Raw genomic sequence first — 17,411 nt, forward strand, 5'->3', positions numbered from 1 at the left:
AACTATAAAGGAGGAGATATCATGGACGGTTCAGCACCCCGTCCTGTAACTGCGGGCCTCGTCATTGCCGGCATCGCTGCAAGCGCCACCGCTGCCGATGCCGCATCAGGATCGGTGTCCATCACCAAGAGCCGCGGCCAGATCTGCATGGTTTCAAATGGCCTGCCCGACCACGCAACCGGCAAGTTTCCGAACGCCGGCAACCCGCACCGGATCAGGGCGCAGCACATCGAGGTTTGTGTTCCGGAAAACCCGAAAAAGACCGGCCGTGCCACCATGCTTCGCGGTTCCACCGGCTTTGCCCTGAATGGCGTGATGCTGCGTCCCGGCACTGCCGACTATTATGACCCGTCCTCCCGCAGGGGCTTCAGCCGCAACCGCGCATCCGGCTGGTTGCTCGATGGCAAGGGGGCTGCCGAATTGCTGGGCCTCGACAGGAACAATGCCCATGTCGACCAGCGCGGCCTCTACCACTACCATGCCAAGCCGACGGGCATGCTCAAACGTGCCAAGTCGAGCCATGTCGGTTTTGCCGCAGACGGTTTCGAAATCCACTACGTCGGATCAAGGGCGAAGTCCGGCTACACGCTCAAGCTGGGAAATCGCAAGGGCGGGCCCGGCGGCAGGCATGACGGCACCTATGTGCAGGACTGGCAGTACACCGGCGGATCGGGCAAGCTCGACAAATGCAACGGTGGCACGCTGAACAGCAAGTTCGTCTATTTCATCACCGACAGCTATCCCTATCTGCCGCATTGTGTCTGGGGCAGGGTGAGCCGCGGCTTCAACAGGCTCTGACCAGGTCAATGGCGGTCCGGGCCCGTTAGCGGTCCGGACCCGGCCGGCAACGAACGGGGGTGTAAGGACCACCGGATCAGGAGCTGGATTGCAGCGCCACAGCCGGTTTCAAGCGACGCGCCTGCCGCATCATCAACGCAGCGGTAAGCCGTGCGCCAGACAGCTGCACCAGCAGAAAATACCGCTTCCGATAAGCCGCAATGCATCTTTTTGGCTTGTCGCGCGTTTCCCCTTCGTGATGCACAGACGGGATGCATTGTGGAACGGGGAAGAGGTTTCGATGGACACCATCCAGATCATGCTCGCCATCGCAGCTGCTACCTTTGCGGCTGTTGTGACGTTCGGCAAGGCCCAGGCCGCGGCGATGGACCCGGCCGCCATCAACGCTGCAACCTTCACCGGAGAGCAATTGCCGGACGGGCAGAGCCCGCTGGCCGTCCGTCTGCAAATCCTGCTCGACCGTGCCGGAGCCTCCCCCGGCGTGATCGACGGCTATTCCGGTGAAAATGTCGAGAAGGCAATCCGCGGGTTCGAGCAGGTAAACGGCATCGAGGCCGACGGCCTGATGGATCCGCTGGTCTGGGACACGCTGCAGGCGATGGGGGACGATGTCATCGTCTCCTACACCATCACCGCAGAAGACACCTCGGGACTCTCCGCAGAGCTGCCGGAGGACTATTCCGAGCTCGCCAAGCTCGAATGGCTGGGCTTTACCAGCGTCCGGGAGAAACTGGCCGAGCGCTTCCACATGGACGAGGACTTTCTCTCCGATCTCAATCCCGGTGCGCAGTTCACCGCAGGAGAAAGCATTTTTGTGGCCGACCCCGGCGCCAATCAAAAAGCCGAAGTCGCAAGCCTCGTTGCCGACAAAAGCCAGGCGCGGCTGCTGGCCTATGATGCCTCCAAGACCCTGATCGGTATCTACCCGGTGACCATCGGCAGTTCGAGCACGCCATCCCCCTCCGGCACCCACACAGTCGAAGCTGTCGCCATGGACCCCACTTACAGCTATGATCCCGAAACCAATTTCGTTCAGGGTGACAACACCCAACCACTGACCCTGCCGCCTGGGCCGAACGGGCCGGTCGGCAATGTCTGGATTGATCTGTCGGAGCCGACCTACGGCATCCATGGAACACCGCATCCCTCCAAGATCGACAAGACCAGCAGTCACGGCTGCGTGCGCATGACCAACTGGGATGCGCAAGAACTGGCCCACATGGTCAGCCAAGGCGTGACCGTGGAATTCAGGGATTGAGCCGATGCGTCGTCTCATTGCCCTGCCCGTGCTCGCCGCTGTTGCTCTGGGGCTTACTCTGCCTGACGAAGGCCCGGTCCCGTTAGAGAACCCGCGTGCGGAGTCGCCAGCCGGGGATACCGCTCCCGTTCTGGAAGCCCGGCCGGAAGACAAGGCGGGAGCAGCAACATCGGACGAGACCGAAGCCGAAGACAAAGACATTGCGTCGAAACCCGCCAAGGTTATGAAAAAACCCGCGCCAGCACCGGCCATAACCGCACCCGAGCCAACCGAAGCCGCGCTTGCCCATTGCGAAGCCGAGCTTCGCAAGCTCGGTGCCGTTTTCGAGCGGCACGACCCCCTGCGCGGCAAGAACGGCTGCGGCATCGAGGCGCCTTACAGTCTCGAGCAGATCGTTCCCGGCGTGACCCTGGCCCCCGCCTCGCAAGTTCGCTGCGAGACCGCCCTCGCGCTAGCCCGCTGGACCGACACCGTGGTCCTGCCGGCGACAGAGGCCCTGTCCGACGAGGCCACGCTGACCGCAATCAATCACGGCTCCACCTATGTCTGCCGCCGCCGCAACAATGCCGCGACCGGCAAGATGTCTGAACACGCCATCGGCAATGCAGTCGATGTCATGAGCTTCGAGTTCGAAGGCCATGACCCGATTCCGGTGTCACCAAAGGCAGGCGACGGCACCCTGGAGGAGGCTTTCCAGCGTGCCGTTCGCGGCGGTGCCTGCCTGCATTTCACCACCGTGCTCGGCCCCGGCTCGAATGCCAGCCATGCCGACCATCTGCATCTCGACATCATCGAGCGGAAGCGCGGCTACCGGCTTTGCGAGTAGGCGCAAGCCCTTACGCCGGATTTTCGCCAGAGTATCGGCCCGGTCAGAACAGGCCTTCGATCTGGCCCTGCTCGTTGAGAAAGATCTTCTCCGACGATGGCACCCTGGGCAGACCCGGCATGGTCATTATCTCGCCGGTGATGACGACGATGAACCCTGCCCCTGCTGACAGCCGGACCTCGCGAATTGCGACGCTGTGGTCCGTCGGCGCGCCGCGCAGATTGGGGTCGGTCGAAAACGAGTACTGCGTCTTGGCCATGCAGACCGGAAGATTGCCATAGCCCTGCGCCTCCCATTGCCTGAGCTGCTCACGCACCGATTTGTCCGCTGTCACCTCGCCAGCGTGATAGATCGACTTGGCGATGGTCTCGATCTTCTCGAACAACGGCATGTCGTCGGCATAAAGCGGTGCGAACTGCGCCTGGCCGGATTCGGCAAGCTCGACCACCTTGTGCGCCAGATCCTCGATACCCGCCGAACCTTGCGCCCAATGCTTGCACAGGATCGCCTCGACCCCGAGGGTCGCGACATAGTCCTTGACCGCCTGCACCTCGGCTTCGGTATCGGTGACGAAATGATTGATCGCCACCACCACCGGAACGCCGAATTTCTTCACGTTCTGCACATGCCGGCCGAGATTGGCGCAGCCCTTCTCGACCGCAGCGATATTCTCCGGCCCGAGATCTTCCTTCTTCACACCGCCATTCATCTTCATCGCCCGAACCGTGGCCACGATCACCGCCGCGTCGGGCTTGAGCCCGGCCTTGCGGCACTTGATGTCGAAGAATTTCTCAGCACCCAGATCGGCCCCGAAGCCGGCTTCCGTGACCACGTAATCAGCAAGCTTCAACGCCGTCGTGGTGGCCACAACCGAATTGCAGCCATGGGCAATGTTGGCAAACGGACCGCCATGCACGAAAGCCGGATTGTTTTCCAGCGTCTGCACCAGGTTGGGCTGCATCGCGTCCTTGAGCAGCACCGTCATCGCCCCGTCAGCCTTGATGTCGCGGCAATAGACCGGCGTCTTGTCGCGGCGGTAGGCCACGACGATCGCGCCCAACCGTTGCTGCAGGTCCTCGAGATCCCGCGCCAGGCAAAGGATCGCCATGACTTCGGAGGCGACGGTAATGTCGAACCCGGTCTGACGCGGAAAACCGTTGGCGACCCCGCCGAGATTGACCACGATATCTCTGAGCGCCCGGTCGTTCATGTCCATCACCCGGCGCCAGACCACCCGGCGCGCATCGATCTCCAGCGCGTTGCCCCAGTAGATGTGGTTGTCGATCATTGCCGAGAGCAGATTGTGGGCGCTGGTGATGGCGTGGAAATCGCCGGTGAAATGCAGGTTCATCTCTTCCATCGGCACGACTTGCGCCATGCCGCCTCCCGCGGCCCCGCCCTTCATGCCGAAATTCGGTCCCAGCGAGGCTTCGCGTATGCAGATCATGGCATTCTTGCCGATGCGGTTGAGACCGTCACCCAGCCCGACTGTCGTGGTGGTCTTGCCTTCACCGGCCGGCGTCGGGTTGATCGCAGTCACGAGGATCAGCTTGCCGTCCGGCCTGTCCTTCTGCAGGGCGATGAAATCGGCTGAAACCTTGGCCTTGTCGTGGCCATAGGGAACCAGATCCAGCTCAGGAATCCCGAGCTTGCCGCCGATCTCCATGATCGGTTTCTTGTTCGCCGCGCGGGCAATCTCGATATCGGATTTGTACTCAGCCATGGTGTGGTTTCCTCTTCCCGTCGCAGCCGTGTCTCCCGCACGGCGTCAAGCAGTGAATAGAGACCGAAAGAAGGATCGATGCTTGCATGAAACGGGACGCCCAATGCGCCGTTTGCGACACGATGAGGCGGCGCAACCTTCCAGGCAGCCTGGGTTGCCCGTTGGGGGAAAAAACCGAAAACGCAGGACAGGTTAAAGACCCCAGAGACCAGACAGTTTATTCTGTTCTCCCGATTCCCCGCGCGGGCCCTGTGAACAGCCGACCCCATACTGCCCAGCCACGACGCTGTGACCCGATCTGAAAACGATCAGCAAACGGTACGTCAAGCCAGCCCCGCATTGCTCATCAAACCATACTACCGGAAATCGATCTGACCGAGCCAAGGTCGTTTTCCCGAAAGGCATTGAAATGAAGGCACCATTGCATCCCCGTCAGGACGAACGCTTGAAAGCCCTGCAGGCCTACGAGGTGCTCGACACCGATCCGGAGAAGGATTTCGACGACATCGTCCAGCTCGCCGCTTCGATTTGCGGGACTCCCATTTCCCTGGTCAGCCTGGTTGATTCCGAACGTCAATGGTTCAAGGCCTCGGTGGGCCTCGAGCTGCGCGAGACGCCGATCGAACAGGCGATTTGTTCGCACGCCATTCTGGAGGAGGAGTTCCTCGAAGTCGAGGACACCTTGCAGGATGAGCGGATGGTCGACAATCCGCTGTGCTGTTCCGAACCGGGTCTGCGGTTTTATGCAGGAGCGCTGCTCAAGACACCGGACGGGCTGCCGATCGGAACACTGTGCGTGCTGGACCGCGAACCGCGCAGACTCACGCCCTTGCAGCGCGACGCGATCAAGGTTCTGGCCCGCCAGGTGATGGCGCAGCTCGAGATGCGCAAGGCCCTTGGTTCAGCGTCGACGATGCGGCAGGAGGCCGATCACCGGGTCAAGAACTCGCTTCAGTCGCTCTCCGCATTCGTGCGCATCCAGGAACGCAGGCTGCAATCCGAGGAGGCGAAACTGGCGGTCTCGAAAATCACGACCCGCATCGATGCGGTGTCGAAGCTGCACGAATATCTTTACAAGACCGATGCCGGATCGAATGTCGATCTCGGCGTCTATGTCTCCAACATCGTCGACTACCTTACCGAAACAGCGCCACCGCACGTCACCATGGAGTACGCGCCGGTTTCTGTGGAGGTGGGCTCCCAGCAGGCGGTCTCGGTGGGAACACTGATAAATGAATTCGTCGCCAACTCCTTCAAGCACGCCTTTCCGGACCAGCGTGAAGGCGTGGTCAGGATCGAGCTGGCCGTGCCCTCCCCCGGCATCGTTTCCGTCTCCTGTTCCGACGATGGTGCCGGCATGACACCGGATGTCACCACTCAGTCTGGCGGTCTTGGCATGAAGATCGCCGAGATCGCCTGCATGGAACTCAGATGCGAGCTCGATCTGCGGATCGCGGCCAGAGGCGTCACAGCCTCGATCGAGTTCACCCCGGAACCACGCCCGCAATACCGTCGATAAGGCTGTTGCCCGGCCCGGCTGCCACCATGCGGCTGCGCCGGGACTGCGGCCTTATCCGTCGCCCATGGCAATCAGCCTGGCATTGCCGCCCGCGGCCGCCGTGTTGACCGACACCGCCTGCTCGACCGCAAAGCGCATCAGGTAATGCGGGCCGCCGGCCTTGAAACCTGTGCCCGAAAGGCCCGAGCCGCCGAACGGCTGGGTGCCGACAACCGCGCCGATGATGTTGCGGTTGACGTAGACATTGCCGGTGTCGAGCCGGTCGATGACCTTGCGCACGGTGGCTTCGATCCGGGAATGCACGCCGAGAGTGAGGCCGAATCCGGTCGCATCGATGGCGTCGAGCACGGCATCCAGTTTCTTCGCCTTGTAGCGCACCACGTGCAGCACCGGCCCGAAGATCTCCCGGTCAAGCGCGCTGGCCTCCTTCAGTTCGACGATATGCGGCGCGAAGAACAGCCCCTCACCGGGAGCCTCTCCGGCGTAGACGAGCTTCTGGGTCTTCGAGATCGCCGCGATGTGCCCGGCCAGCATTTCGCGCTGCGCCTCGTCGATCACCGGCCCGATATCGGTCGATGGTTTTGACGGATCGCCAAGCTTGAGCTCGCGCGCGGCCCCTTCGATCATTTCGAGCATGTGATCGGCAACATCGTCCTGTACGAACAGCAGCCTGAGCGCCGAGCAGCGTTGTCCTGCCGAGCGGAACGCCGACATCACCACGTCGTCGGCCACCTGTTCGGCCAGCGCCGTGGCGTCGACGATCATCGCATTCAGTCCGCCGGTCTCGGCAATGAACGGCACGATCGGCCCGTCCTTGGCAGCCAGCGTCCGGTTGATGGCGCGCGCGGTCTCGGTCGATCCGGTAAAGGCCACGCCGCCGATCTTCGGATGTGAGGTCAGTGCAGCACCAACGTCGCCCTCGCCGGGAAGGCACAGCAGCACATCTTTCGGCACGCCCGCCTCGTGCAGCAGGCAAACCGCTTCATGCGCAACCAGCGATGTCTGTTCCGCCGGTTTGGCGATGACCGCATTGCCTGCGGCCAGTGCGGCTGAAACCTGGCCGAGAAAGATCGCCAGCGGGAAGTTCCATGGCGAGATGCAGACGAAGACCCCGCGGCCGCGCCATCCCAGCCGGTTTTCCTCGCCGGTCGGGCCCGGCATCGGCTGCATCTGGCTGAACATCTCGCGTGACCGCGCCGCGTAGTAACGCAGGAAATCGACGGCTTCACGGATCTCGGCAATTCCGTCATCGAGCGTCTTGCCGGCTTCGTTTGACAGCAAGGCCATGAACCGGTCGCGGCGGTCCTCGATCAGGTCCGCGGCCCTCTCGAGTGCTGCCGCGCGCAATCCCGGATCGGTGCGCGACCAGCTCTTGAACCCCTGAAGCGCCGTGGAAACTGCCTTGTCGACATCCTTCGGGTCGGTGAACCGCACGCTTCCGACATGAAGTGAAGGATCGGAAGGCGAGAAGATCTCTTGCTCGCCACCACCTTTCAGGCCCGGGGCAAGCGGAGTGGCCGCAACAGGTGCCGATGAACGCTCCATGCCTTCCATCAGCGAGGCAAGCTGCAACCGGTCGCCAAATTCCACGCCGCGCGAATTCGGACGGTCGGGATAGATCGCCAGCGGCAGCGGAATCTGGCTGTTGCGCGCCGATTGTCCGCGCGCCAGCCCCAGTTTCACATCCGGACGCTCAAGCAGCGAGGTGATCGGAATTTTCTTGTCGCCAGCCACCGCAACGAAGGAGGAGTTGGCGCCGTTTTCCAGAAGCCGGCGGACCAGATAGGCGAGCAGGTCCCGGTAGCCGCCGACCGGCGCATAAATGCGGCACGGCACCCGGTCATTGCTCTTGTTCAGGCTGTCATAGACCACCTCGCCCATGCCGTGCAGGCGCTGGAACTCGAAGCCGCTGCGGTCCTCGGCCATCTCGATAATGGTGGCAACCGTCAGCGCATTGTGGGTGGCGAACTGCGGATAGATCACGTCGCGCAGCTCGAGCAGTTGGCGCGAACAGGCGAGATAGGACAGATCGGTCGCAGCCTTGCGGGTGTACACCGCATAGCCTTCGAGCCCGCGTTCCTGCGCCCGCTTGATCTCGGTGTCCCAATAGGCGCCCTTGACCAGCCGCACCATCATCCGGCGGCCATGCTTGCGGCAAAGCCCGGCAATGTGATCGATCACCTGCGGGGCGCGTTTCTGATAGGCCTGGATCGCAAGCCCGAAACCGTCCCACCCGGCAAGCGACGGATCGGCGAAGGCATGATCGATGACATCGAGCGACAGCTCGAGCCGGTCGACCTCTTCTGCATCGACGGTGAAATTGAGATCGTGCGCCTTGGCCATCTGCGCCAGCTCGATGAGATCGGGCACCAGCTCCTCGAGCACCTGCTTTCGATGGGTCGCGAGATAACGCGGATGCAGCGCCGACAGCTTCACCGAAATGCCGGGGCGGTCCGGCAGCTTGCGCCCGGCGGCGAGCTTGTCGGCCGATTTGCCAATGGCTGTGATGGCATCGGCATAGGATTTGAAATAGCGTTTCGCGTCGGCCCGGGTCCGCGCCCCTTCACCGAGCATGTCATAGGAATGGCGGTAGCCGCGGCCTTCGTTTTTGGCAGCCCGGCCAAGCGCGTCTTCGATTGTCTCGCCGAGCACGAAATGATGGCCGAGAAACCGCATGGCCTGGCGCGTCGCGGTTCTGACCGTCGGCATGCCCATGCGCTTGACCAGCCCGCGCATCACGCCTTCGGGTGTTTCGCCCGGCTTGATCACCTTGGCCGACAGCCCCAGCGCCCAGGCGGACGCCGAGACGAACCAGGTGTCTCCGTGCGCCTCATGATCGCTCCAGCCGCCTTCCTTGAGCTTGTCCTCGATCAGCCGGTCCTGGGTCCGCGCGTCGGGCACCCTGAGCAGAGCTTCGGCCAGCACCATCAGGGCCAGCCCTTCACGGGTCGACAAACCGTATTCGCGCAGGAAATCCTCGACCCCACCGATCTGGCCGGAATCGGACCGGATTGCCTGGATCAGTCTGGTCGCGCGCGCATCGATGGCCCGCTCCTGGGCACCGGTGAACGAAAGCCGCTCACTGAATGCGCCGATCAGGCGATCGTCGTCCGGAGCGTGTGGAGCATGAAAGGCTGTGAGAACTGGCATCGTGTCGGCGGTCATGGCAATCTCCCCGTGAATGAAGCACGATAACTCTTGATTGACCGCATTTCTCGCCATAATTTACCTCTCAGAGTGCGACTTTCTCTTCGATCTGGAACTGAGGCCGATTATATGAAGGAAATCGACCGCATTGACCGGAAGATCCTCCGCGCCATGCAGGACAACGGCCGCCTGACCAATCTCGAACTGGCGGACAAGATCAGCCTTTCTCCGACGGCAACGGCCGAACGTCTCAAACGCCTCACCCGTGACGGCTTCATTGAGGGTTACGCGGCCAGACTGTCACCCGAGAAACTCAACCGGGGCATGCTGGTTTTTGTCGAGGTCAAACTCGACCGCACCACGCCGGACATATTCGATGCGTTTTCCAAGGCAGTGCGCCAGTCCGACGATGTCATGGAATGCCATATGGTCGCCGGTGGATTTGACTATCTCGTCAAGGCCCGGGTTGCGGGGATGGAGGCTTACCGGAGTTTTCTTTCCGAAGTTATCCTGTCCCTGCCCGGAGTGCGTGAAACCCATACCTACCCGGTGATGGAGGAGGTCAAGAACACCGGAAAGCTTGCCGTTTGATTATCTCAAGACTTCGTGAGATTGAGAACTATCGATTTGCATGCCCGGGAAAGACGATATGGCGCGGACGAAACCCGTATCTGGCAGAAGCGGCGCCGGCAGCACGATTGCCATGGGCTGCATTCGCATGGAGAATGGCAGCTGATGACCAATTTGCCGCCACTGCTTGAGAGCCTGGATCTCATTCGATCCGAAGTCGACCTGATGGCTTTCTTGCGAAGGCTTGCCAAACACTTCAACTTCGCCGGATTCCTGCTGTTCAACATACCTGCAGTCGCCGATGAAACCCTGTTGCCGCGGGTCGAACTGTCGGGCCTGCCCGACGGGATGATCGAGGCCTATGATGAGCTTGGACTGCTGAAAAACTCGCAGATCTTTCAGATGTTGCGGCGATCGACCATCCCCCTCACCCTCGACACCGATACGGTACACACCAGCCGACCGTCCGATGAAGCCGAGCGGGCCCTCCAGTTTTTCGCCAGATACAACATCACAACAGCCGCGTTTTTCCCCGTCCATGATCACGGCGGCTGCCGCGCCGCCTTCGGGTTCCTGGGCGACCGAACGCAACTGTCCCATGCCGAACTCGGCGAGCTCGGCGTTTACGCAGCACACGCCTACAATATCTATTCGAGCCTGAAGAACGGCCAAGTTGAGAAGGAAGGCATCCTGAGCATTCGCGAACTGGAAGCCTTGCACTGGGTGGCAAACGGCAAGACTTCCAGCGAAGTCGCCGCCATCCTGTCACTGTCCGAGCACACCGTGAACACCTACATCAACAACGCGATCCGCAAGCTTGATTGCGTCAACCGGATTCAGCTGGTTGCCAAGGCCATGCGCCTGCATCTGATTTCCTGATCAGGCCTGGAGCAGGGCGCACCGCACATGCGAGGCCCGCACGGGCCCAGTCCGGACAATGTGCTCTGACCTACTCTCAGCGATCGAGAATGTCGCGCATTTCCACCAGGTTGGAGCGAACCCGCAACAGGTAGAAGCCCATGGTCGCCAGGTGCGACGGCATGATCCAGCTTGCCTCGTTGCCGTTCGAAATGATGAAGGGGGTCATGTCCAGCGCCTGCCGAAGCTGCTCCCTGGCAACATTCCAGACGCTGCCGATGCGCCGGTCGTCGAAAATGTCGCTGAAATCGGACTCGGTCGCAATCAGAATGCCGTAATAGGCGTAGAGCTGTCCGTAGGTGAACCAGAACCGGTCATCGGCGCGGGTGTCGAACCAGCCAAGATCACTGGCCTCCATACGGCTGCGCAGAATATCGGATGTCGACCCGATATCCCCGGTCACCCGATCGAGGAACTGCAACAGATTGTCCGTGCGGACGTCGAACTGGCCCTTGCAGTCGGCCAACTCGGCATTGAACATATCAAGCGCTTCGATCGCGGTGCGATGCCGTTCCGCCGTCGATGGCTGGATGAAGGGCGGCGAAAACGTCAGCCACCAGGCGTCCTCATTATAGGACATGGCCTGTTTGGCATCCTGCAGGTTCTGGTTGATCTGCGAAGTGCCGCGCACCCGCCCAAGCCTGTCGGCCAGCTCGATCGTGGTGCGGCGGATCACCGTATTGATCCCGAGCTGGAACGCGGCCTTGTTGTCCATGAACGGCGTATTCTTCCACTCGATGCCGAACAGCCCGGCCTTCGACAGCGGATGCGACGGGATCCAGGTGTTCTGGTTGACGTTGAAATCGATGAGATCACGCGTCACCTGGACGATTTGCGACGGCACGCAGCTGTTCGGATCACTGGCACTCACCGGTTCGCCGACAGTGCCCCCATTCACCTCATACTGTGCGGGGTAGTCCGGGTTCCAGTTGACCCAGCGCTCCGCGACCCAGAGGAACTGGCCATAGCCGAAGATGAGCAGGACCAGAAGGAGAATTATCGGTGCCTTGATCAGCCAGGTGCGGCCCTGGAACCATCGCCCGACCGCCACGAACGGCCACAGGATGAATGATATGACCATGCCGATGCCGCGGCCGATGGCGTGGAAAATCCGTTCGAAAAACGCGATCACCGGGTCAAGCATCGTCTTGGTATCCTTCCAGTCCGTACAGCCGGGCTCTCAGAGCGGCCTTGTTGTTCAGATAGGTTGTCCCGAGAACATCTACCACATGGGCGCGGAAGCTTTCGGAATAGCCTTCATAGGTTTCGTAAAACCCGTGCTTGTCAAAGATGAAGCGGCTGACAAAGTCAAATGGCGCCAGCCGCGCCAGGAGCCGGTTGATCAGCCATTGCTCGGGATGATCGGGGATTGCGCGGCACAGCATCAGCTTCCGGTCGTTGCGCACTTCCCTCATCTTCACCTGACCGGTGGCAGACAGCTCGCGCATCGCCTCCTGCAGGAAGGGATAGGTCCCCTCCTCGGCGAGCAGCGCCGCGTTCCGATGCATCCAGGTTTGCAACCAGATCCGGTCGGTCCCGGCCAGATCCACGGAAGGATCAGCCCGGCGGATGAGATCATCCACCGCCATTTCCGCCCGGTGCGCAAAGAAGCCGGACGGCTCGACCCAAGAAGCACGCGGCAATTGCAGCCGTCCGGATTTGCTCAGAAAGTCAAAGATCCGGGCATGATCGGCAATGTCGATATAGCTGACCTCCCACGGGCGCGACCGCCGGAAGCCGGGGGCGTGGCTATCGCAGATCACGGTGGTGCTGCGGTCGTCGCGAAACACGAACACGCCACCGAAATGGTTGGCCCAGAAGGATTTGTGCGCAAACACCAGCTTGTCGGGCACAAGCGCGTTTTGCCGGATGTCTCCTGTCTCGCGGGCCAGCTCGACCATGCGGGTAAGCATCGCGTCATCCCGCCAGCCATCCCGGGAGGTTTTGAGCCGGTCCACCAGACTGCGCAGTTCGGTGGCCTTGCCGAGCATGTTCTCGGCCGACATCACCCGGAAGCGGATCTCTTCGATCTGCAACAGGTCCTCGACCCCGGTGACCACATCGATCGGCTCTTCGATTTCCCCGAACAACGCATCCTTGATGGTCACGGCATGCACCGCGCGACGGTTGTTGTCGAAGAACTGGTGCATCAGCCCGGCGGTGTTGGAAAACTGCGTGTGCACCACCGGCAGGTTTTCCTGCCCCGGCGTCAGCACGACGAAACGCCGGTTGACGCCATTGGGATCAAGATACTGCACATCGCCGAGCTCCTCGGCGATTTCCGGCGAAAACCCGGTCATGTCGATGCGGAATTCCTCCAGCCTGGTCTCCCGAAGCCCGAACGCCCGGAGCGCCTTGTTGTAGCGCGCAACCAGATGCGGTTCCGCCACCGGCAGCAGGCGGCCGTAGATCAGTTCATTGTCGACCAGCCGTTTCATTGGATCCAGCGCCCATCCCGCTTCATGGCCTCGATCTCGCGGATTGCGCGTTCCCGCTGCCGCTCGCGCCGGATGATGTCGTCAACGGCGCTCGCGTCGGAGCGGTCGGTGTAGCGGAATTCGGAATCGGCGTAGCGGTTGATCTCCTGCAGCACCATCTCGACCGTGAACGGCTTGCGCAGCTCGGAGATCATCGCCACCTTGTCGTCGTAGGATTTATGCATGAAAGCGTCCGGCGTCTCGAACCATTCATCCGGCAGATCGATATCCATCGCCCGCATCTTGATCGCATCGGTGATGTTCTTGATCGCCCGGCCGGTGAAGCGTGGTTCGGCCAGCTTGATCCGGTGCAGATAGGCGCCGATGTCGGCAATTGTCGTCACCTTGCCGTGCTCGCTCTCGAACCGCTCCCAGACCGACAGCAGCCCCTCTTCCTGCGGCTGATCGTGCCCGTCATAGGAACGTGCCACCGCCTGCCTGATTTCCTGGCTGGCAAACAGCTCGTGCGATCCGAGCGGGATCGAATGATTCTTGCCCGCCAGCAGCGCGAAGATGTCGATATAGTCGTCGAGCGTCTGCGGCCCGTCGACCAGCCAGCGGGCGCCGGCGCGTTGCCTGAGCGCGTCATCGACATTTTCCGGATAGTTTGAAAACATGCCGAAACTGCAATTGCCGCGCACCACGGTGGACGCTCCGGCAAAGGCCTCCATGAGAACCGCGGTGACTTCCTGCTGGCCGGCCGATGCCCTGTCGTCCTTACGCTTGGCCGCGACCTGGTCGATGTCGTCGATGGTTCCGAAGCCGATGGCCCGTGGATTGATGACATTGTCGACGAAGGCCTTGCAGTTCTGCCCCGACTTGCCCTGGTAGGAGGAGATCTGGTCGACGCCGAAATTCTCGTAATGGAAGGGGTAGCCGGCGACCTGGCAGTAGTCGTTGATCATGCCGGCCAGCATCTGGATCAGGATGGTCTTGCCGGTGCCCGGTGCGCCGTCGCCAATGAAGGTGAACAGGAAGCCGCCGAGTTCGACGAACGGATTGAGCTGGCGGTCGAAGTCATAGGCGACGATCATGCGCGCGAGCCGCATCGCCTGGTGCTTGGCCAGATGGTTGCCGATGATCTCGTTGGGCTTCTTGAAGCTCATCACCAGCGGCTTGCGGCGCTGTCCCGGCGCGACGTCGAAACCATCGAGGGTGAAATTGTCGCTCTCGAGCCTGAGATGGGTTTGCGCAAAAGCGCTCAGGGCGTCAAAGCGGGCGCGACGGCTGATCAGGCCCTCGATCGCAACACGTGCCAGGGCGCGGGCGCGCGCGGTCATCGCCGCCTCGTCAGGCGCGCCGGCAATCGCCTGATCAAGGGCCGCGATGATCGATTTCAGCGCATCCTGGGGCGTGTCGAACTCAAAATCCGGCTCTTGCGTATCATTGGCCGGTTCGCTCTCTCCATCGACGGTCTGCAGTATGTAGGCCGCGAGCGTGAAGGCGGCGACATAGGCCGAGGCCGACAGAAGGCGCTTGAACCGGTCCGCCTCCTCGCCCTGCAACGGCGCCCCGGCATTGCGCGACTGCAGGCTTTCGAGATCTGTCTGCTGCGCAAACATCTCCGCCACTGCCAGCGCCACCGAGATCCCCCGGCGGGTGCGGTAAAGCAGCGTGTGCTGCGGGATCGACAGCATCTGGTCACCGGCGCGCACCGACTGGATGGCCCTGGCAAGCTCGATCTCGCGGGTCTTGCGCATGCCCCGGGTCGAGACCGTCGATACGAACCGCCGTTTGGTGCCCGCAAGCGGTGTCGAGGACGTCCCGTCTTGCGCAACAAGCACGACGACGCGCGTCACCATCGAATGTGCCACCGACTGATGCTTTGCGATGTCTTCCTCGGAAATAGTCGTCAGCCCCGTCGTCTGGCTCATGCTCTCATACCTCGCTGATGACCTGGTTGCCCGATATCACATGCACGGTGAAGCCGGAGAATATGCTCTCCGCCTCGCCCGATGCATAGAGCGCCTGGTAGGCTTCATGCGGAACCAGCGCGTGTTTCTGATAGGCGCTCACGCCCTGCCGCGTCGCTTCAAGATCATCGGTGTCGATGTGGTACTCGTCGCGTGCCGGCTCCGAGCTCCAGAGCCCCCGCTTGGCCGGACGCTCGGCCTTGGAAAACACTTCCTGCATGGTCCAGGTCAACAGCCAGGCATTCTCGTCCTTGCGTACCCTGGACAGGATGGCCGAGATCCGGTCGGAGTTCTCGGTCACGCCCGCCGAATAAAACGGTCCGAGCACGAAACGCCGCAACTGCTTGGGATGAAGGTGTTGGAAATCCGCGTCGAGATTTTGCGCGATCGTCACCGGCGACAGCGAATAGGCGCCGTTCTTCTCGGCCGAGGCATCAAAGGCGCGGGCAAACTCGGGATTGAGCAGCCCCCCCACCGGCAGCGGGATTTCGACATCGGGATTGAGCTTGCCGTCCTTGGTGACCAGCATCTTCGCGATGCTTTCGCTCGAATCCTCAATCGTCGCCATATAGACCATCGGCAGCGTCTGGCTGCCGTCAAACACGCCCCAGTGGACGACATAATAGGGCCGGCCGTTCTTCGGATTGACCGACACGCGGATGGTCTCGGGCAGGATGAATGGCGCAAACACCGCGTCCTTCCCGATGTCTTCGAGATAGAGGCGCTCGGCGATCCGTTCCTGCAATGCGGTTGGAAATTCCTTGTGCCGCAGGATGAAGTCGGCCATCTCCGCCTTCAGCGTGTCGACGCCGGGAATGGCGGCCAGCCGTTCCCTGGCGGTCGCGCGGTCATTCTCCAACGTCAGCACGTGCTGAAACGCCGGAAACCCGCTGTCGGCCTGGCTGATGCGGAAGCGCTCGAGAAAGCCGACCCGGTTTTCCCAGGCCGAAAACGTCGCCTCCAGCCGGTCGACATAGGGAATGATCACCTGACCGACCAGACCATGCGCGTAGAGCGGCGAATTGTCATCGGCCAGATAGACCCGCAGGCCTTTCAAGGCTGCTCGCATCGACCTGAAATAGGCTCCGGCAGCACCGGTGTCAGCGCGCATGATGTCCCCTCGACATGAACATGCCGGCTCAGGGCTTCACGTAGTCGGCGGAATTGTGCTTTTCGAGAACCTCGGCGAACCGCCTGGCAAATGCATCATCGGCCAGCTGCTTGCGGCGCTGGATGTCCTTGGTCGAAAGCATGTTCTTCTCATGCATTTCCAGAAGGTCTCCGATATGGCTCTGCGCCGCAGCCCCGATGCCGGCCATCGTCTCTTCCGCCGCCGTGTCGACCCGGCTGCCGAGCGTGTTGATCTTGTGCGCCACATCCTGCTGCGCCGCTGTCTTCAGGGAATCCTCAAGCGCTTTGTAGAGCACGATGCGCTGTTCGGTATCGATCGTCAGCTTGTTGATCAGCGTGTTCTGCGCGGCGATCTGGTTGTTGAGCGAATCCACGAAGGTCTGGAACATCGAGGTGTAGCGTTCCAGCGTCTGGCTTTCGGCCAGCAGTTCCTGCTCCTTGGCTTGCCGCTCGTTGTACTCGGTGGCTAGCTTCGAGCGGTCGCTTTCAAGTTCTGTGCGTTCTTTCTGATCCGTCGAGGCGGCGATCCTGTTCTCGATGTCCATCAGCTGCGGATTGAGCTCTTCGATCCGCTGCTGGGTGGCTTCGAGATCGGCCATCGTTGCCTTGCGCCGCTCGATCACCTTGATCAGACTGGCTTCCGAGGTCTTGTAGCGGCTCTCAAGAATGTCCTTCTGGTCTTTCAGGATCATCGTGATCTTGTCGGATTTCCGCAACAGTTCCTGCAGGTTACCCGACAGCGACATGTTGCGCACGCGGTCACTGCGCATCCGCTGCGCCCGGGCCTTGGAGAATACGGCGATGAATTTTTCCATCCCGGAATAGCCCTTCATGCTTTCGAACTCGGCGCCGAACACATTGGTGGCGTCTTCGAGCCCAATGATCAGGTCGGCGATGTTGGATTCCATCATCCGCTGCTGGCGCAACACGTCCTGGATACGGGCATTTTCGATATCGAACTGCGGGTCACCGAGTTGCGCATCGGCCTCGGACATCTTTTCCAGCATCCCGCTCGAAGCGTCGATTTTTGACCGCATTTCCTCAACCGAAGCGCGTGTCTTTTCGATTTCAGCGTCTAGACTCTTGATGTTGGCCATGCCCGGTTTCCTGTTCTGGGGCGCCTGAGAACCG

Annotated in this window: 13 protein-coding genes; 6 read left to right on the forward strand and 7 right to left on the reverse strand. The window is 61.4% G+C overall.

Features of this window, described 5'->3' with window-relative positions:
- Positions 1-21: 21 nt before the first annotated feature.
- The 3 genes from CRO46_RS05165 (at position 22) to CRO46_RS05175 (ending at position 2,882) form a co-directional block, all read left to right on the forward strand.
- Positions 22-798 (forward strand): YHYH protein, encoded by a 777-nt coding sequence (locus tag CRO46_RS05165; protein ID WP_097105641.1) that lies wholly within the window; start codon positions 22-24, stop codon positions 796-798.
- 280 nt (positions 799-1,078) lie between these two features.
- Positions 1,079-2,056, forward strand: coding sequence for a L,D-transpeptidase family protein (locus CRO46_RS05170; protein ID WP_244577767.1), 978 nt, complete (start codon positions 1,079-1,081; stop codon positions 2,054-2,056).
- Positions 2,057-2,060: 4 nt separating this feature from the next.
- Positions 2,061-2,882, forward strand: a complete 822-nt coding sequence (locus CRO46_RS05175; RefSeq protein ID WP_097105643.1) for an extensin-like domain-containing protein — start codon at positions 2,061-2,063, stop codon at positions 2,880-2,882.
- Between the two features lie 43 nt (positions 2,883-2,925).
- Here CRO46_RS05175 and CRO46_RS05180 read toward each other — a convergent pair whose 3' ends face one another.
- Complete coding sequence (locus CRO46_RS05180; protein WP_097105645.1) at positions 2,926-4,605, reverse strand: formate--tetrahydrofolate ligase; 1,680 nt, start codon at positions 4,603-4,605, stop codon at positions 2,926-2,928.
- Between the two features lie 409 nt (positions 4,606-5,014).
- On the opposite strand from CRO46_RS05180, the gene CRO46_RS05185 reads away from it, so the two are divergent.
- Entirely contained in the window at positions 5,015-6,124 is a 1,110-nt protein-coding gene (locus CRO46_RS05185) for a histidine kinase dimerization/phosphoacceptor domain -containing protein (RefSeq protein WP_097105646.1), read from the forward strand.
- 51 nt (positions 6,125-6,175) lie between these two features.
- On the opposite strand, the gene putA is transcribed toward CRO46_RS05185, so the two are convergent.
- Positions 6,176-9,289: a bifunctional proline dehydrogenase/L-glutamate gamma-semialdehyde dehydrogenase PutA gene (putA, locus tag CRO46_RS05190; protein WP_244577768.1), complete on the reverse strand. Its 3,114-nt coding sequence runs from the start codon at positions 9,287-9,289 to the stop codon at positions 6,176-6,178.
- A gap of 111 nt (positions 9,290-9,400) precedes the next feature.
- Between putA and CRO46_RS05195 the strand changes: the two genes are divergently transcribed.
- Both CRO46_RS05195 and CRO46_RS05200 read left to right on the forward strand, forming a co-directional pair.
- Positions 9,401-9,862: an Lrp/AsnC ligand binding domain-containing protein gene (locus CRO46_RS05195; protein WP_097105647.1), complete on the forward strand. Its 462-nt coding sequence runs from the start codon at positions 9,401-9,403 to the stop codon at positions 9,860-9,862.
- Positions 9,863-10,006: 144 nt separating this feature from the next.
- A complete protein-coding gene (locus CRO46_RS05200; protein ID WP_143438961.1) occupies positions 10,007-10,720 on the forward strand; it encodes a helix-turn-helix transcriptional regulator in 714 nt (237 codons plus the stop codon).
- 76 nt (positions 10,721-10,796) lie between these two features.
- Here the strand turns inward: CRO46_RS05200 and CRO46_RS05205 are convergent, their stop codons facing one another.
- From CRO46_RS05205 to CRO46_RS05225, 5 genes are read right to left on the reverse strand one after another with little or no spacing between them, the layout of a single operon-like run.
- On the reverse strand, positions 10,797-11,903 hold the full coding sequence (locus CRO46_RS05205) for a DUF2333 family protein (protein WP_097105651.1): 1,107 nt from the start codon (positions 11,901-11,903) through the stop codon (positions 10,797-10,799).
- Positions 11,896-13,197 carry a DUF6638 family protein gene (locus CRO46_RS05210; protein ID WP_097105654.1) on the reverse strand — a complete coding sequence of 434 codons (1,302 nt, stop codon included), beginning with the start codon at positions 13,195-13,197 and terminating at the stop codon, positions 11,896-11,898. Before CRO46_RS05210 ends, CRO46_RS05205 begins: the two co-directional genes overlap by 8 nt.
- Positions 13,194-15,110 carry an AAA family ATPase gene (locus CRO46_RS05215; protein ID WP_097105656.1) on the reverse strand — a complete coding sequence of 639 codons (1,917 nt, stop codon included), beginning with the start codon at positions 15,108-15,110 and terminating at the stop codon, positions 13,194-13,196. The genes CRO46_RS05210 and CRO46_RS05215 overlap by 4 nt, the downstream gene beginning before the upstream one ends.
- Before the next feature lie 4 nt (positions 15,111-15,114).
- Positions 15,115-16,260: a hypothetical protein gene (locus tag CRO46_RS05220; RefSeq protein WP_097105659.1), complete on the reverse strand. Its 1,146-nt coding sequence runs from the start codon at positions 16,258-16,260 to the stop codon at positions 15,115-15,117.
- Between the two features lie 28 nt (positions 16,261-16,288).
- Complete coding sequence (locus CRO46_RS05225) at positions 16,289-17,377, reverse strand: hypothetical protein (protein ID WP_097105661.1); 1,089 nt, start codon at positions 17,375-17,377, stop codon at positions 16,289-16,291.
- Positions 17,378-17,411: the final 34 nt, after the last annotated feature.

Source organism: Parahoeflea halophila (assembly GCF_900220985.1).
GTDB classification, from domain to species: domain Bacteria; phylum Pseudomonadota; class Alphaproteobacteria; order Rhizobiales; family Rhizobiaceae; genus Hoeflea; species Hoeflea halophila.

Coding starts and splice junctions, on each gene's coding strand:
- CRO46_RS05165 (WP_097105641.1), top strand. CDS start 22: ATGGACGGTTCAGCACCCCGTCCTGTAACTGCGGGCCTCGTCATTGCC.
- CRO46_RS05170 (WP_244577767.1), top strand. CDS start 1,079: ATGGACACCATCCAGATCATGCTCGCCATCGCAGCTGCTACCTTTGCG.
- CRO46_RS05175 (WP_097105643.1), top strand. CDS start 2,061: ATGCGTCGTCTCATTGCCCTGCCCGTGCTCGCCGCTGTTGCTCTGGGG.
- CRO46_RS05180 (WP_097105645.1), bottom strand. CDS start 4,605: ATGGCTGAGTACAAATCCGATATCGAGATTGCCCGCGCGGCGAACAAG.
- CRO46_RS05185 (WP_097105646.1), top strand. CDS start 5,015: ATGAAGGCACCATTGCATCCCCGTCAGGACGAACGCTTGAAAGCCCTG.
- putA (WP_244577768.1), bottom strand. CDS start 9,289: ATGACCGCCGACACGATGCCAGTTCTCACAGCCTTTCATGCTCCACAC.
- CRO46_RS05195 (WP_097105647.1), top strand. CDS start 9,401: ATGAAGGAAATCGACCGCATTGACCGGAAGATCCTCCGCGCCATGCAG.
- CRO46_RS05200 (WP_143438961.1), top strand. CDS start 10,007: ATGACCAATTTGCCGCCACTGCTTGAGAGCCTGGATCTCATTCGATCC.
- CRO46_RS05205 (WP_097105651.1), bottom strand. CDS start 11,903: ATGCTTGACCCGGTGATCGCGTTTTTCGAACGGATTTTCCACGCCATC.
- CRO46_RS05210 (WP_097105654.1), bottom strand. CDS start 13,197: ATGAAACGGCTGGTCGACAATGAACTGATCTACGGCCGCCTGCTGCCG.
- CRO46_RS05215 (WP_097105656.1), bottom strand. CDS start 15,110: ATGAGCCAGACGACGGGGCTGACGACTATTTCCGAGGAAGACATCGCA.
- CRO46_RS05220 (WP_097105659.1), bottom strand. CDS start 16,260: ATGCGCGCTGACACCGGTGCTGCCGGAGCCTATTTCAGGTCGATGCGA.
- CRO46_RS05225 (WP_097105661.1), bottom strand. CDS start 17,377: ATGGCCAACATCAAGAGTCTAGACGCTGAAATCGAAAAGACACGCGCT.